16 protein-coding genes and 1 tRNA gene are annotated in these 14216 nt (G+C 65.7%); 5 read left to right on the top strand and 12 right to left on the bottom strand.

Annotation, left to right across the window (positions count from 1 at the left end; genetic code table 11):
• Positions 1-88: 88 nt before the first annotated feature.
• On the bottom strand, positions 89-424 hold the full coding sequence (gene yajC / locus PQ467_RS09905; RefSeq protein WP_274173271.1) for a preprotein translocase subunit YajC: 336 nt from the start codon (positions 422-424) through the stop codon (positions 89-91).
• Between the two features lie 297 nt (positions 425-721).
• Here yajC and PQ467_RS09900 point away from each other — a divergent pair.
• From PQ467_RS09900 to accC, 5 genes are all read left to right on the top strand, one after another.
• Positions 722-798: transfer RNA gene (locus PQ467_RS09900), tRNA-Pro, on the top strand.
• Positions 799-905: 107 nt separating this feature from the next.
• Complete coding sequence (locus tag PQ467_RS09895) at positions 906-1205, top strand: 3TM-type holin (protein WP_443192935.1); 300 nt, start codon at positions 906-908, stop codon at positions 1203-1205.
• A 95-nt stretch (positions 1206-1300) separates the two neighbouring features.
• Positions 1301-1735: a type II 3-dehydroquinate dehydratase gene (aroQ, locus tag PQ467_RS09890; protein WP_274173270.1), complete on the top strand. Its 435-nt coding sequence runs from the start codon at positions 1301-1303 to the stop codon at positions 1733-1735.
• Positions 1736-1855: 120 nt separating this feature from the next.
• Positions 1856-2371 (top strand): acetyl-CoA carboxylase biotin carboxyl carrier protein, encoded by a 516-nt coding sequence (accB, locus tag PQ467_RS09885; protein ID WP_274173269.1) that lies wholly within the window; start codon positions 1856-1858, stop codon positions 2369-2371.
• Between the two features lie 7 nt (positions 2372-2378).
• Positions 2379-3722 carry an acetyl-CoA carboxylase biotin carboxylase subunit gene (accC, locus tag PQ467_RS09880; RefSeq protein ID WP_274173268.1) on the top strand — a complete coding sequence of 448 codons (1344 nt, stop codon included), beginning with the start codon at positions 2379-2381 and terminating at the stop codon, positions 3720-3722.
• 273 nt (positions 3723-3995) lie between these two features.
• Here accC and PQ467_RS09875 read toward each other — a convergent pair whose 3' ends face one another.
• From PQ467_RS09875 to PQ467_RS09825, 11 genes are read right to left on the bottom strand one after another with little or no spacing between them, the layout of a single operon-like run.
• Entirely contained in the window at positions 3996-5114 is a 1119-nt protein-coding gene (locus tag PQ467_RS09875) for an aminotransferase class I/II-fold pyridoxal phosphate-dependent enzyme (RefSeq protein WP_274173267.1), read from the bottom strand.
• 10 nt (positions 5115-5124) lie between these two features.
• On the bottom strand, positions 5125-5712 hold the full coding sequence (locus PQ467_RS09870) for a TetR family transcriptional regulator (protein ID WP_274173266.1): 588 nt from the start codon (positions 5710-5712) through the stop codon (positions 5125-5127).
• A gap of 14 nt (positions 5713-5726) precedes the next feature.
• Positions 5727-6455 (bottom strand): sulfotransferase family protein, encoded by a 729-nt coding sequence (locus PQ467_RS09865; RefSeq protein ID WP_274173265.1) that lies wholly within the window; start codon positions 6453-6455, stop codon positions 5727-5729.
• Complete coding sequence (virB11, locus tag PQ467_RS09860) at positions 6452-7414, bottom strand: P-type DNA transfer ATPase VirB11 (RefSeq protein ID WP_274173264.1); 963 nt, start codon at positions 7412-7414, stop codon at positions 6452-6454. Before virB11 ends, PQ467_RS09865 begins: the two co-directional genes overlap by 4 nt.
• Positions 7414-8448, bottom strand: a complete 1035-nt coding sequence (locus PQ467_RS09855; protein ID WP_274173263.1) for a TrbI/VirB10 family protein — start codon at positions 8446-8448, stop codon at positions 7414-7416. Before PQ467_RS09855 ends, virB11 begins: the two co-directional genes overlap by 1 nt.
• Positions 8445-9107, bottom strand: a complete 663-nt coding sequence (locus tag PQ467_RS09850) for a TrbG/VirB9 family P-type conjugative transfer protein (RefSeq protein WP_274173262.1) — start codon at positions 9105-9107, stop codon at positions 8445-8447. The genes PQ467_RS09855 and PQ467_RS09850 overlap by 4 nt, the downstream gene beginning before the upstream one ends.
• Positions 9104-9931, bottom strand: coding sequence for a virB8 family protein (locus PQ467_RS09845; protein ID WP_274173261.1), 828 nt, complete (start codon positions 9929-9931; stop codon positions 9104-9106). The genes PQ467_RS09850 and PQ467_RS09845 overlap by 4 nt, the downstream gene beginning before the upstream one ends.
• The gene (locus PQ467_RS09840; protein ID WP_274173260.1) at positions 9928-11085 is read right to left on the bottom strand and encodes a type IV secretion system protein; all 1158 of its coding nucleotides are present in this window, start codon (positions 11083-11085) and stop codon (positions 9928-9930) included. The genes PQ467_RS09845 and PQ467_RS09840 overlap by 4 nt, the downstream gene beginning before the upstream one ends.
• Positions 11082-13412 (bottom strand): VirB4 family type IV secretion/conjugal transfer ATPase, encoded by a 2331-nt coding sequence (locus PQ467_RS09835; RefSeq protein WP_443193005.1) that lies wholly within the window; start codon positions 13410-13412, stop codon positions 11082-11084. The genes PQ467_RS09840 and PQ467_RS09835 overlap by 4 nt, the downstream gene beginning before the upstream one ends.
• Positions 13385-13693 carry a type IV secretion system protein VirB3 gene (locus tag PQ467_RS09830; RefSeq protein WP_274173258.1) on the bottom strand — a complete coding sequence of 103 codons (309 nt, stop codon included), beginning with the start codon at positions 13691-13693 and terminating at the stop codon, positions 13385-13387. Before PQ467_RS09830 ends, PQ467_RS09835 begins: the two co-directional genes overlap by 28 nt.
• Complete coding sequence (locus PQ467_RS09825) at positions 13690-13986, bottom strand: TrbC/VirB2 family protein (RefSeq protein WP_443193004.1); 297 nt, start codon at positions 13984-13986, stop codon at positions 13690-13692. Before PQ467_RS09825 ends, PQ467_RS09830 begins: the two co-directional genes overlap by 4 nt.
• Between the last annotated feature and the right edge of the window lie 230 nt (positions 13987-14216).

Raw genomic sequence — 14216 nt, 5'->3', positions numbered from 1 at the left:
CGGCCCCCCCCAAGATATTGGGTGCGGGGCCAGAAGCGCGCACATAAGAACGCCCCGATGCTCCTTCAAGTTCGGGGCGTCTATGCTATCAGTCGTTGGCAGGCTTGCCCGTGCCGGGCACGATCACGTCCGAAATCGTCGCCCGCACCGCGCGCACGCGGGTGTTGGGGGCAATTTCCAGTTCAAGGTAATCGTCATCGGCCTTGACCACCTTGGCCAGCAGGCCACCGGCGGTGATGACCATGTCATTCTTCTTGATGCCTTCCAGCTTGGCCTTCTGAGCCTTTTGCTGGGCCATTTGCGGGCGCAGGAACAGGAACCACATGACAATACCCATCAGCACCAGCGGCAGAAACTGCAGCCATGCGGGGGGCTGGCCACCGGCGGCGGCGGCGGAAAGAAGCGAAAGCGTTTGGATCGACACGGGAAAACACCCTTGCGCAGGAATAACAGGAACCGGATCTGGCCGATGGGTGGGATCAATCCCGCCTTCTCGCGCCTCCCCCGAAGTGACCGAGCGCCTAGCAGCTTATCCGGATCATATCAATGTGACGGGGGATGGGCGCGCGGAATGCAGGAAACGCCGGGGTTTTGCCCCACACCTTGATACTGCGGGCAAAAAATTTGCCAGAAAAATGCAAAAAGATGATTGCCATGCCCGAAAAGCCCTCCTATAGGCGCGCCTCCGGCAGGGCAACGCCCCACCGGAAACAACCAAGGTCGGGACGTAGCGCAGCCTGGTAGCGCATCACACTGGGGGTGTGGGGGTCGGAGGTTCGAATCCTCTCGTCCCGACCAATTGGTTTCAAAAAGGCGATTGCCCACCGGGCGGTCGCCTTTTTTGTTGCCCGATTTCCTACGCAAACCGATTTGGTTATTCCATTCTCCCTAACCGGAGAACCCTCATGCCCGAATCAGCCGATCCCCCCACAAATGGCCCCGTCGCCATCGAAGCCGCCTCCCCCGACCGCTATATCAGCCGGGCGCGACCCAGCTTTCTCTACCTTATGTATGGCATGATCCTGCTCAGCCTGCCGATGGGCCTGCTATCCGCCATCAGCGCGCCGGTGGCGGCCGCCATCACCAACGGCGTCAAATTATGGCTCAACAGCTTGCCCGATGGGCTCTATGCTTTGTTCGGCACCGGCTATCTGGGCTATACCGCCGCGCGCCAATGGGGCAAAGTGGCCGGAACGGACCGCTGACTGAAAACGTGGCCGGAACCGACCGCTGAACCTTGCCCCCTTGCCGCGACATAGTATGACGCCTGCAACGCAAACAGTTTCAGGCAGGCATTTTCATGGCAACAACCATTTTCGTCCTCAACGGCCCCAATCTCAACCTGTTGGGCACGCGCGAGCCGCAGATTTACGGCCATGACACGCTGGCCGATATTGACGCGGCCCTGGCCAAGCGGGCGGCGGAACTGGGCGTTGCCGTGGATTGCCGCCAGTCGAACCATGAAGGCGATCTGGTCGACTGGCTGCACGAGGCCCGCGCCACCGGGGCCAAGGCGGTGCTGCTCAATGCCGGTGCGTATACGCATACGTCGGTCGCGCTGCATGACGCGATCAAGGCGATCCAACTGCCCGTGATCGAGGTTCACCTCTCCAACCCGCACACGCGCGAGGAATTTCGCCACAAAAGCTATATCGGCATGGCCGCCAAAGGGACCATTGCCGGTTTTGGCGCGAAATCCTATCTCATCGCCCTTGATGCGGCCGTGATCCTGTAAAATCGCTGCAAATCTGGCCCCACGGGTGGTTCGCCTCTGCCGGACACCCGCTTTCCCCTTGCCTGATTACGGCCGTGGGGATAGGGGCCAAGCCTGATAAACCATCGCCAAGGGGATTTCATGGGCGACAAAACTGAAACGGGCCGCGACATCCAATCCGGTATGAACATCGACGCTGCGCTGGTGCGCGAGCTGGCGGTGCTGCTGGGCGATACGGGCCTGACCGAAATCGAAGTGGCCGATGGCGGCCGCAAAATCCGCGTTGCGCGCAATGTCGCGGTTGCCGCTCCTGCTCCGGCCTATGCGCCTGCGCTGCCGATGGCGCCCGCCGCGGCGCCTGTCGCTGCGCCTGCGCCGGTCGCTGCTGCGGCTCCGGCTGCTGCCGCGCCCGCCGTTGTTGAAGGCACGCAGGTCAAATCGCCGATGGTCGGCACCGCCTATCTGGCGCCCGAACCGGGCGCTGCCGATTTCATCGCCATCGGCAAGACGGTCAAGGCGGGTGAAACCCTGCTCATCGTCGAAGCCATGAAGGTGATGAATCCGATCACCGCGCCGGTAGCCGGCACGATCAAGGCGATCAGCATCGAAAACGGGCAGCCGGTCGAATTCGACCAGCCGCTGGTTGTGATCGGCTGATAGAATTATGGCCATCAAACGCATCCTGATCGCCAATCGCGGCGAAATCGCGCTGCGCATTCATCGCGCGGCGCGGGAAATGGGCATCGAAACGGTGGCTGTGCATTCGACGGCGGATGCCGATGCGATGCATGTGCGGCTGGCCGACCATGCGGTCTGCATCGGCCCGCCCGCGGCCAAGGACAGCTATCTGAACGTGGCGGCGATCATCAGCGCGGCGGAAATCACCGGCGCTGATGCGATCCACCCGGGCTATGGCTTCCTGTCTGAAAACGCCCGCTTTGCCGAAATCGTCGAGGCGCATGGTCTGATCTGGATCGGGCCCAAGCCCGAGCATATCCGCACCATGGGCGACAAGGTCGAGGCCAAGCGTACCGCCGGTGCGCTGGGTCTGCCGCTGGTGCCGGGCTCGGACGGCGCGGTCTCGGAAATCGAGGACGCCAAGCGCATCGCGGCCGAGGTCGGCTATCCGGTCATTATCAAGGCGGCCAGCGGCGGCGGCGGTCGCGGCATGAAGGTCTGCACCGGGCCGGACGAACTCGAAACGCTGATGCAGCAGGCAGGCAGCGAGGCCAAGGCCGCCTTTGGCGATGCCACGGTCTATATCGAAAAGTATCTGGGCAACCCGCGCCACATCGAATTTCAGGTGTTTGGCGACGGCAATGGCAATGCCATCCATCTGGGCGAACGTGACTGCTCGCTCCAGCGCCGCCACCAGAAGGTGCTGGAAGAAGCCCCCTCGCCGGTCATTACGCCCGAGGAACGCGCGCGCATGGGTGGCATCGTCTCGAAGGCGATGGCCGACATGGGCTATCGCGGGGCTGGCACGATCGAATTCCTGTGGGAAAACGGTGAATTCTACTTCATCGAGATGAACACCCGCCTGCAGGTGGAGCATCCCGTCACCGAAGCGATCACCGGCGTCGACCTCGTGCGCGAGCAGATCCGCATTGCCGATGGCCTGCCGCTCTCGGTGCGTCAGGACGAACTGGAATTCCGTGGCCATGCCATCGAATGCCGGATCAACGCCGAAGATCCCTTCACCTTTGCTCCCTCGCCGGGGCTGGTGGAGAATTTCCACGCGGCGGGCGGCCTGCATGTGCGCGTCGATAGCGGGCTCTATGCCGGTTATCGCATCCCGCCCTACTATGATTCGATGATCGCCAAGCTGATCGTCTATGGCCGCACTCGCGAGGGCGCGATCCTTCGCCTCAAGCGCGCGCTGGAGGAAATGGCGATCACGGGGCCGAAAACGAACATCCCGCTCCATCAGGCTCTGCTGGAGGTGGATGATTTCAAGACCGGCGATTATACGATCAAATGGCTTGAAGAATGGTTGGCTAATCGCTGATATTCTTAGGGTTATTGTTAAAAGGGCCGGTGGGGAGAGATCCTTGCCGGTCTTTTTTTGTGGCTGGGTTATGCCTCCGGCGGGCAAAGGGTCTCGACCCTTTGCAATCCCATGACTGTCTTCGTTGCGCCGAGCGTACAACCTTGCGCGAAATTGCCGCGCCGCAGGCTATTAAAACCACTTCGCGGAATGGACGCCATGCCCGCAAACCAAGCGCCAAATTAAAGGGATTGCAAAGGGCCCCCGCCCTTTGCCCGCCGGAGGCAACCCTTCCTAAACAAACCCCGCCCTAAACCGAGCCAACCTCTCCACCGCCTGATCCAGCGTCTCCCCCCGCTTGGCATGGCACAGCCGCAGATAGCCCCGCTCAGGCCGATCCGCATAGAAGGCCGACACCGGGATCGACCCCACGCCTGCCTCACGCACCAGCCTTTGCGCCAAAGCCTCATCCTGCGCAGGCAGGCCCGAAGCCTCCAGATCAACGGTCACAAACCACGTCCCCGCGCCAGGCAGCACGCAAAATCCGGCCTGCGTCAGCCCTACCACCAGCCGCGCCTTGCTCTCGACATAGCGGGCGCGATGCGCGGCAAACCACGCTTCGCCCAGAGCCAGCCCTTCGGCCACGGCCCATTGCAGCGGGGTGGGGGTGGTAAAGGTGATGAACTGATGGCTGGCCGCCACGCGCTCGGCCAGTTCGGGCGCGGCCACCGCCCAGCCGATCTTCCACCCGGTCAGCGAGAAGATCTTGCCCGCCGATCCGACCTTGACCGACCGGTCACGCAGCGAGGGAATATCCAGCACCGAAAGCGGCTTGCTGCCATCCAGCAGAGTCGCCTCCCACACCTCGTCCGACAGCACATAAAGCCCGTGGCGCTGCGCCAGCGCCCCGATCCCCTCCAGCGTGGCGCGATCCAGCACGGTGCCAGTGGGATTGTTGGGCGTGTTCAGGATAATCAGCCGCGTCTTGTCCGTAATCGCGCCCGCCAGTTCCGCCAGATCGAGGCTCCACGCCGGAGGCCGCAGATTGACCAGCCGCGCCACGCCCCCCGCCCGCGCCACCAGCGGCAGATAGGCATCATACAAAGGCTGAATGCAGATCACCTCATCACCGGGGCGCACCAGCGCCAAAATCGCACTGGCCAGTGCCTCGGTCGCGCCGGACGTCACGATCACCTCCGCCGCCGAAACGCCGTAAAGCCCCGCCACCGCCCCGCGCAATTCGGGCAGGCCGCGCATCGGCGGATACTGATTGCTGCGCTCTGCCAAGGCCCGCTGCGCCGCACCGATGATCTCCGGCGGCTCCTCCATATCCGGGAAACCCTGTCCCAGATTGATCGCATCAAACTCGCGACAAAGGCCCGACATCACTTCAAAAATCGTCGTCTGGCTCATAAATCCCCGTTCATAAATCCGCCAGGGCGTGCAGCGCAAAGCGGCGAAATTGCTTCAGCCTTTCCTCCCTGGTTTCACGCCCTTCGCGGCGGGCATCGCGGGGCGGCACATCCAGCGCGGCCGCCGTGACAAACCGGATGCGCCAGCCCAGCGTTGCCTCGTCCACCCCCGGCAGCGCGGCGGCCAGACGCGCCTTCACCTGCGCCACGCCATCGGCAAACATCGCCCATATCTCATCATGCAACGCAGGCGCGGCGCGAGAAAATATCTCGTCCAGCACGACAATGGCGCGGTAATCCCCGCTCATCGCCGCCTGCGCCCAGAGGGGCTGCACCAATGCATCAACCGCAGCCTCAAAACCATCGCCGCGCGCCAGCCAATCGGCCCGCGCATCGGCAATCATCGCGCCATTGCGCAGCGCCAATTCGCGCAAAAGCCCATCCGTGCCGCCAAAATGATAGCGGATCAGCGCCGAATTGGCCCCCGCCGCCGCCGCGATCCGCCGCACCGACAGAGCATGAACCCCCTCGCCCACAACAAGCGTTTCGGCCGCCAGCAACAGGCGCGCGCGGGTTTGGGCGGGCGTATCCTCGGTCATCTCCACCCGCCCTATCAAACCGCGCGCGCGCCGCCAATCCCGGTCAACCGTTCAAACAGCACGCGATCATGGGCCAATCTGTCCATGATATAGGCCCGGTCCGCCGCATCGGGCGGCGCGGGATAATCCGTGTCCGTCCGCGCATTACGCCGCAAAGGCGCCACCGCCCCAAACCGCGCCAACCCCGCAAAATCCGCTACGCGGGCCAGAACGCCTTCAGGATCGCGCGCCAGCTCCCCGCTCTCCAAAAACAGCAATTGGCCGCGAGGAAACAGCGCCATGGCCCGCGCCGCCTGCATCCCATAGGCGCCCCGCGCGACATAGGAATGATGGCGCATCCCCGCCTCGCCCATCGCGATTCGACGGCGTTCCTGACGGATGGCGCGGGCAAAGGGCATCGCCTCATCCCCTCGCGCATATTCCATGCACCATTGCGACCACGCCCGCTCCACCGGATTGCGAAACAGCAGGATCAGCCGCGCCGCCGGATTGTACGCCGCGATCCGCTCCAGCGCGCCGGGCCAGAACGCATAGATCGGCGTCGCATCAACGCGCAGCCCCGGACCAGCAAATCGCGCCTCATAGGCGCCGTAATCGGGCCTCGCCCAATCCACGCCCTCATCGTCAAAGAAATGCAGCTCTTTTGGCCCCGCGCAGACTTGTGGGTGGCCCGCCAGATAGGCATGCAGGCTGGTGGTCCCGCATTTCTGCCCGCCGGCGATGAAAAGCCCGACCTTGCTCATGCCGCCGCCCGCGTGGTGATGATCCGGCTGACCCGCCGCTGCCCATCGCGCCGCTCCATCTGGACCACGAGATCGACCACCGAGCGGGCATAATCCACAATATCGCCCCGCCCCAGCCCCAACCCGGCCTGCAGGACAATCAGCGCCAGCTGCTCGATCGCGCCTTCCGGGCTGTCGGCGTGGATGGTGGTCATCGAACCGGGATGGCCAGTGTTGACCGCACGCAGAAAGCTGTAGGCTTCACGCCCGCGCAATTCGCCCAGCATGATCCGGTTGGGCCGCATGCGCAGTGAGGCCTGCAACAGATCCTCCACCCCCACCTGCGCCTCACCCATCGCCCCGCGCACCGCCAGCAGGCCGACCGCGTTGGCGTGCGGCACGCTCAGCTCCGGCGTATCCTCGATCGTCACCAGCCTTTCCCCACGCGGTATCTCGCCGATCAGGGCGTTGAGCAAAGTCGTCTTGCCGCTCGACGTCCCCCCCGAAATCAGGATGTTGCGCCGCGCGCGCACCATCGCGGCCAGATAATCGCCCATCCCCTGCCCATCCTTCGGCCCGGACACCAAGGCGGGCGGCGCCATCCCCTGCCGAAACTGCGCCCCGTCAAACATCCCTTGCGCGCCCAGATCGCCCAACGTCAGATCCGCCGCCACATGCTTGCGAATGGCGATCGCCATCCCCGCACGCGCGGCGGGCGGGGCCACGACCTGAACCCGCGCGCCATCGGGCAGCGTGGCGGCCATCAACGGATGCTCGCGGCTGATGCCCTGATGGCTGACCCCGGCCACGCCCCGTGCGATCAACCACAGCCGGGCCTCGTCCACCTCCGGCGCATCGTGGCGTTCCATCCCCCCGCCCATGCGTTCGACCCAGATTTCGCCGGGACGGTTGACGAAAATATCGGTCACATCCCCCTGCGCCAAAAAGGGCGCAAACGGTGCCAGCCAGGCCATCAGCATCAGCGCACCCCCGGCATACCGGCAAAATCGAGATCACGAGCAACCAGCACCGCAATCACCGCCCCCTCGTTGACCTTCACCGTGGCCGGGCGGTTGATCGATGGCACCAGTTGCTGCCCCAGACTTTGCCCCGCGCCGCCCAGATAGACCGAGGTGCCGCCCCGGCTGATCTCCGCCGTGGCGACATTGACACCCAGCGTCAGCGCCGATTGCAACACCGCGCCGCCCAGCCTTTCCAGCGCATGCGTATCCACCCGACCGGCGACGCCCGCCCCGCCCATCGCATCCGTGGCGGGCGAGGCGATGCGGATCGCCACGCCGTCAGGCCGGATCAGGCGGCCCCACAAGACCATAACGCGGCGCTTGCCCGCGCTGCTGTCGGATTTGAACTCGCCGATCAACCGGCTGCCGCGCGGGATCAGCACACGCGACCCGTCAAACCCGCGCACATCGGCGCTGATGATTGCGCGGGCCAGGCCGGGCCGGTCGGAATTGAGCGGCGTTTCGAGCGTGGCGGCGATCATTGTGCCCTGCGGGATCATGCTGGCACGGCCCCGGATGATCGTGGCATGCGCGGCATCGTCCTGCACAGTCTCGCCCTCGCCCTTGGCCCCCTGCACCGCCGCGCCCGGCCCGGCGGTATTGTCGATCACCAGCGCGGAATCGCGACTGGCCGCCGTGCGGGCCGCTGCAAAAGGCGCCTCCGGGCGGGCCGGTGTAAATGGCGTGGAGGCAGGCGGGGCATAAGCAAGCGGCGCCATATAGGCCACCGACGGCGCAGGCGCGGCCATACGCCGAACCACCACCGCAGGCCGCGCCACCGCAACGGCGGCTGCGCGCTCAACCGGCAGCGCCAACGGCGGCGGTGGCGCAATCAGCGCCACCTGCGCCTGCGGTTCAGGCGGAGGCTTGCGCTGGCCCTGCATCCAAATGAACAGGCCGAGCCCCAGCGCACCGGCCACCCCCAGCATCACCGGCAAGGGCAGGATATCGCGCGGCGGGGCCACCTTGGGGCGAATGTCGCGGCCGCTCATGGCGCGATCCTCCGCCCCTCGGCGCGCCCATGGCCCGCGATGAAGGTCAACCAGGCATAGACCCCCTCGACCACATAATACCCATCGCGCATCGCGCCGTTGACCAGCGCCCGCCCCTGCGGCCCCACGCCATAGACCGCAGGCATCGCCGCGCCCTCGGCCCAACGCATCCGCGTTCTCGCGCCGTCATCGCCCAGCTCCACCGGCCAGAGCGCCTGATCCCCGCTCAGCCGATAGCGCCCCACCACCACCGCCCCCGCCGCCATCGGCGCGGGATAGGTAAAGCTTAGGAGATAGGGCTGCACACCCTCGCCCGGCGCCGCGCCATAAAGCGTGAAATTATAGGCCCGCGTATCGCTCAGCACGGTCAGGTTGGTGGTGGGAGCGTAGCCAACCGGCTTGATGATCAGACTGTCGGCGCGCTTGTTGGTCTGCACCACCCATCCCGCGCCATCGCCCAGCGTCACCGTCTCGATCCGCTCATCCGCGCCAAACCGCACCGTCAGCGCAAAGCCCCCCGCCACGCGCAACGCCACCACCTCGTCCGGGTCATAGGCGACCGTCTGGACATGAGGGTCGCCGCCGCCCGCGCGCGGCGTCACCTCGGCCCATGCCGATGCGGGCGCTATCAGGGCCAGAGCAAGCAGCACACGCATCATGGCTCTCCTCCGCCCGGCTGGACGATCTGGGCCCCGGCGGGGCGATGAGGCGAGCGAAAGGGATAGGGACGCAAGGCGACGCCTTGAGGCATTGCTGTCGGGGCGGGGCGCGGGATTGCCTCCTCGGGGGCCAAGGCACGCGGCGGCGCGGCTGGTGTGGCGGACTGGGCGGGCGGAGCCTCCTGATCCCGGCGATAGGCGGTCACCTGAAACCCCAGCGGGTTGAGCCAGCGATCCTCAACTCGCTGCGGCGCGCCGGAAAAGCGATAATGCACCAGCGCCACCCAATAATCACGCCCCGCCGCCCCATCGGCCCAATAGCGCACCATCGCCTGCCCCGCGCCCATCGGCGTCACGCTTTCCACGCCCACATGCACCACCTTGGCTCGGCCATAGAGACTGATCGGCCCCTGCGGATTGTCCGCCTGCATCAGCGCCAGATAATCCCGCCGCGCCGCATCGGCCGACCACAGCGCCACCTTGCGATATTGCTCCTCGACCGTGGCGACATCATAACCCTCGCGCGCCACAACATATTGCGCCAGCAGCGATTGCGTCAGCGCAGCATCGGGGCGGACGGTCTGGGGGTGGGTTCCCTCCAGCGTCTGGGTAAAGCCGGTGTGGCTGTCGACCAGCAGCGTATAGGGCACGACTGTCTTCATAGGTGCCAACGCCATGATGGCCAGCGCCTCCAGCCCGGCGATGCCCACCGCCACGCCCGCCACGATCCACGCCCGCTGCGCCGATCGCGCAAAGGCGGTGTCGCGCTGGCGCGCCCAACTGTCGGCCTGCTGATAATAGGCGATCCTCGTTTCCTCGCTCATGCCCCGCCATTCCCGTTTTGCGCATCGCGCCTGTGCGCCGCGCCCGAGAGGCGGCCGCGCCGCCGCGCCGCCGCGCCGCCTGTTTGCCCCAAGGGGGGCGATGCTGTGATGGGCTTTGGATCGACTTTCTGGCTGATCCGCTCGATGCGCATGTCCTCGCGGCGCAGGCTGTACATGGCGGCCTGCGCGATGTGCTGCGCCCTGTTGGTCGTGGCCCGTTCTGTGCGATGCGGGATGGGCGCATGGGCCGTTGCGGCCTTACGCAAGGAGGTGGGATATGCCCGATCCCCAAACACATTGCCCCGCGGCATCTGTATCGCCCATGCCGCCCGCATCACCCCCAAGGCGACCGCCGCCAGCAAGACGGCAAACAGCCCCGCGCCCGCCGCAATCCGTCCCGCCATCGCATTGGCCCCATCGCCGCCCAGCGCATCCAGCAGGCCCGCCACCTGCGGCCCCATCACCGCCAGTTCCAGCCCCAGCACCAAAGCCGCCGCCACCGCCGCCAGCATCGCCCCGACGCAGGCGCGCAGCCATCCGACAAACAGCCCCTGCGCCCCGGCCAGCAGCAGCGCCCCCGCGAACAACGGCCCCAACCCCAGCAGCAACGCGATTACCAGACGCGGCGCCATCAGTCCCGCCAACGCCGCCCCGGTCAGCCAAGCCGAAGCCCAAGCCAATTGCCCCCGCGCCTCGCCGGACAATACGCGGCCGCCTGCCTGCACCTTGTCCTCGGCGGTCTGGGCCGCATCCATGCGCAGCGCCTCATCCAGATCGCCCGCGATCCGGTCAAACCGCGCCGCCAGACCAGCGCGCGCGCCATCCGCGCCGATGACCGAGAGCGCGAGACTTTCCGGCCCCTCGATCCCCACGCGATAGGCGACCGCCTCCCACGCGGGCCATTGCGTGGTCAGCGCCAGCACCACCCCGATGCGCAGCGCCAGCATCAGCCCATCGCGCCCCCGCGCCGCGCCCAGCATCAGCCGATAACCGATCAGCGCCACCGCAATCGTCAAGGCCGGGACCAGCCAGGCGCCGCCGCCCAGCACCCGCCAGCCATCCTGCGCCAGCCCCAGCGCCCGGCAATCGGCCAGCGCCAGCACCCCGCCTACATAAGGCCCCGAAGGATCAAACGCCGCGCAATCGGCCATCATCCATCCCCCAGCAAGCGAGGCAACCAATCGGCCGGATCATCGCCCACCGCCGCCCGGATGGCGTCCAGCCGCCGCACCTGCGCCTCGCGTCCCGACAGCACGGTCAGCCAGCGTGCCTCATTGCCCAGCGCAAGGCGCAGCAAGGCGCTTTCCCCGCCCTGTTTGACCAAGAAGCATCGCGCTGCATCGGGCAGCGCGCGCACCAGTTCGAATTCATGCGGGGTCAGGCCAAAGCCATCGACGTAATCCACCGCCCGCGCCTTGGGATTGGCGGTGAAGATCTGGGTTGCGGTTTGTTCAACAATCGCGCCCGCGATCCGGCTGGCCAAGGCGTCCTCAGCATTTTGCGTGACAAAGCCCAGAATGCCGCCCCGCTTGCGAATGGTCTTTAACCAATCGCGCAGGCGAGCGGCAAAAATGTCATCGTCGAGCGCCTTCCACCCTTCGTCCACGACGATGATCGCGGGCGTGCCGTCAAGCTTGGCGTCGACCAGATGAAACAGCGCCATCATCAAGGGCGTGCGCAGCACCCGATGGTCCAGCACCAGCGTCATGTCGATGCCCAGCACATCGCGCGTCAGATCGAGACTGTCCTGCCCCTCGTTGTCAAACAGCCAGGCGTGTTCGCCCGCCCCCCACCATGGCCGCAGCCGCGCCGCCAGATCATCCGGCGTGGGCCGCGCACCGCCGCGCAGCAAGGCGGCAAAATGGCAAAGCCGCCGCAATTCAGGCGGGGCCAGATAGTTGGCCTCCACCGCCGCCCGCATCACCTCCATTTCCGCCGCATCGCGCAGGCCGCCGACAAGGCAGCCCAGCCATTCGATCAAAAACGCCCGGTTGCCCGCCGTATCGGGCAGGCGCAGCGGATTGAGCCCCGAAGGGCGATCAGGCCGCATCGCCTCATAGGCGCCGCCCATCGCCCGGATAAAGATTTCCCCGCTGCGATCCTTGTCAAACAGCACGATGCGCGGGCTAAAGCGGCGCGCCTGCGCCAGCAGGAAATTGGTGATGACGGTCTTGCCGCTGCCGCTGGGGCCGATGACGGTGAAATTGCCCAGATCGCCATCGGCGTGGAAATTGAAGTGATAAGGCCCCGCCGCCGTGGTTTCAAACATGGCCACCGCATCGCCCCACGGATTGCCCCGCGCGCGGCCCAGCGGAAAGTTATGGCCGCTGGCAAAAGCGGCGAAATTGGCCGAACCGATCAGCGCGCGGCGTGTGATATAGGCAAAATTTCCTGGAAACTGCGCCCAGAAGGCCGGCTCCATCCCCACATCCTCGCGCACCGCCACGATGCCCAGATCGCCCAGCGCCGCCAGCACCTCGGCCACGCCCGCATCGACCTCGCGCTGATCCTCGCCCATGATCTGAATGCTCAAATGATGTTCGCCAAAACCGGCGCGCCCTGCCGCCACTTCATCCTTGGCCTGCGCAAGTTCTTCGCGCAGGCTGATCGCCTCATCATCGGCAGCGCGCATCCGGCGCAGCGCGCGATTCATCCGGCCAAGGCTCTCGCCCCGATCAACAAAGGCGAAACTCTGGCTGATGCTCATCGCAAAGGGCAGGCGCAGCAGATCGTCGAGCATGCCCGCCGTGGTCTGGCCCGGATAGTCCTTGATCGAGACCATCGCGCCAAAACCGTGCCCCATTTGCAGCGTATCCTGACCAAAGGAGACCCGGGCGCGGGGCAGATGATGGCCGACATCGCCATGGGGCAGCAGCATCGGGGCCAGCGCGCCGTTAAACAAAGCGCCCAGAAACTCGAGCAACTCGCTGCACGCACCATGGCCCGCGTCATAGATGCCCAGCCGCCGTGCGCCATAAGGAGCCAATGCGGCCAGCAACTGTTCAACGGCGGCATCGAGCGCGCGCAATTCGCCCGCCATTTCGGCCCCTTGCGTGCGGCCCCATAGGCGCCGCGCCCGCGCCGGACGGCGGATCACCGTGATGAACAGGTCATTGGCATAAAGTCGTCGCGCCGCCAGCCTATCGCGCCACGCGGCATCCAGCCTCGCACTGAAAGCATCGGGGAAAGTGCCCTCCAGCTCCGGTTGGACACGGCGACGCAGGATATGGTGATAAAGCGCAAATCGCGAGGAGCCGATGGCGCGCAGCATCGCCTCGCGCATGTCCTTGCGATAGTTCAGCGTATCGCCATCGGCGGTTTCAAACATCAGCCCGTCGATGCGGATCACCTGCATCAACGCCCCATCGCGCATCGCCAGCGTGGCATCATCGACCAGATGCGAATAGGGCAGATGTGCCCCCGCCGCCGCCTCTTTGGCGAAATCGGGGGCCTTTACGGACGATAGGAATTGCATTGCCAGAACCGGTAATGCCGCACACGCGGGCAGCGCATGGCGCGCACCATCCACAGATCAAACCGGCGCGGTTCATGCAGACAGGCCAGCGCCCCCAACCCATGCACGCCCAGCGCCAGCGCCACCACCCAACCCGAGCGCAGCAGCAGGAAAGCCTCGGTCGAGATGACCAGATTGAGGACGAAAAAGGACCATGTGACGCCCGCGAACATCTGGGGCCGGGTGAGGCCCACAAACAGCGTGTTGCGCGCCAGAGGCGTCGAGGATGGTGCGGAACGCCCGTTCATTGCCCCACCCCCGCCGCCGACTGGATGCCCGCCACGATGCTGGCCGCGCCGAACAGGACGAAGCAACCAAGGATCACGCTGGCCCCGTATCGCCAGTTGATCCGCCCGGTCAGCATCATCATGCCCACCACCGCCACGGCCACCACCGCCGCCACCGTGGCCACCGAGCCCATCAGTGTGCCTTGAACCCAGCGCAGCGCGCCCACGATGGGGCCGGAGCCCGCCGGGTCCACCCCGCCATAGGTCTGCGCCCAAAGGGGCGCAGCCCAAAGCGCCAGCAAAAGTCCGGCCATGCAGCGATAATAGGGGTGCATATCCTGTTTCATGGGGCCAAGGCTAAAAATCGCCTGCCCCCCGCGCAACGCGGATTACATCGGTTTCCAATCCGATTTTTTACCTAGGCAGCTCAGACATATCGTTCAATCGCGACAAAGCATGGCGGACAAAGGTTGATGCGCGGCCTCGCTTCGGCTAAAGGCGCGCCCTTTCCCGGAGTCCGGCGGCATTATTGCCGCATTGTCCG

Origin of the sequence: Novosphingobium sp. KACC 22771 (assembly GCF_028736195.1) — a bacterium.
In the GTDB taxonomy this organism is placed as follows: domain Bacteria; phylum Pseudomonadota; class Alphaproteobacteria; order Sphingomonadales; family Sphingomonadaceae; genus Novosphingobium.
Note: the sequence above shows the minus strand (reverse complement) of the source record. Positions and strands in the feature narration are given on the sequence as shown.

What these genes read in the sequence shown, in the direction of transcription:
- PQ467_RS09895 (WP_443192935.1), top strand. Translation starts at nt 906, where the DNA reads ATGCCCGAATCAGCCGATCCCCCCACAAATGGCCCCGTCGCCATCGAA.
- PQ467_RS09845 (WP_274173261.1), bottom strand. Translation starts at nt 9,931, where the DNA reads ATGAGCGAGGAAACGAGGATCGCCTATTATCAGCAGGCCGACAGTTGG.
- PQ467_RS09855 (WP_274173263.1), bottom strand. Translation starts at nt 8,448, where the DNA reads ATGAGCGGCCGCGACATTCGCCCCAAGGTGGCCCCGCCGCGCGATATC.
- accB (WP_274173269.1), top strand. Translation starts at nt 1,856, where the DNA reads ATGGGCGACAAAACTGAAACGGGCCGCGACATCCAATCCGGTATGAAC.
- virB11 (WP_274173264.1), bottom strand. Translation starts at nt 7,414, where the DNA reads ATGCTGATGGCCTGGCTGGCACCGTTTGCGCCCTTTTTGGCGCAGGGG.
- accC (WP_274173268.1), top strand. Translation starts at nt 2,379, where the DNA reads ATGGCCATCAAACGCATCCTGATCGCCAATCGCGGCGAAATCGCGCTG.
- PQ467_RS09830 (WP_274173258.1), bottom strand. Translation starts at nt 13,693, where the DNA reads ATGAACGGGCGTTCCGCACCATCCTCGACGCCTCTGGCGCGCAACACG.
- PQ467_RS09875 (WP_274173267.1), bottom strand. Translation starts at nt 5,114, where the DNA reads ATGAGCCAGACGACGATTTTTGAAGTGATGTCGGGCCTTTGTCGCGAG.
- PQ467_RS09840 (WP_274173260.1), bottom strand. Translation starts at nt 11,085, where the DNA reads ATGATGGCCGATTGCGCGGCGTTTGATCCTTCGGGGCCTTATGTAGGC.
- PQ467_RS09850 (WP_274173262.1), bottom strand. Translation starts at nt 9,107, where the DNA reads ATGATGCGTGTGCTGCTTGCTCTGGCCCTGATAGCGCCCGCATCGGCA.
- PQ467_RS09865 (WP_274173265.1), bottom strand. Translation starts at nt 6,455, where the DNA reads ATGAGCAAGGTCGGGCTTTTCATCGCCGGCGGGCAGAAATGCGGGACC.
- aroQ (WP_274173270.1), top strand. Translation starts at nt 1,301, where the DNA reads ATGGCAACAACCATTTTCGTCCTCAACGGCCCCAATCTCAACCTGTTG.
- PQ467_RS09870 (WP_274173266.1), bottom strand. Translation starts at nt 5,712, where the DNA reads ATGACCGAGGATACGCCCGCCCAAACCCGCGCGCGCCTGTTGCTGGCG.
- PQ467_RS09825 (WP_443193004.1), bottom strand. Translation starts at nt 13,986, where the DNA reads ATGGCCGGACTTTTGCTGGCGCTTTGGGCTGCGCCCCTTTGGGCGCAG.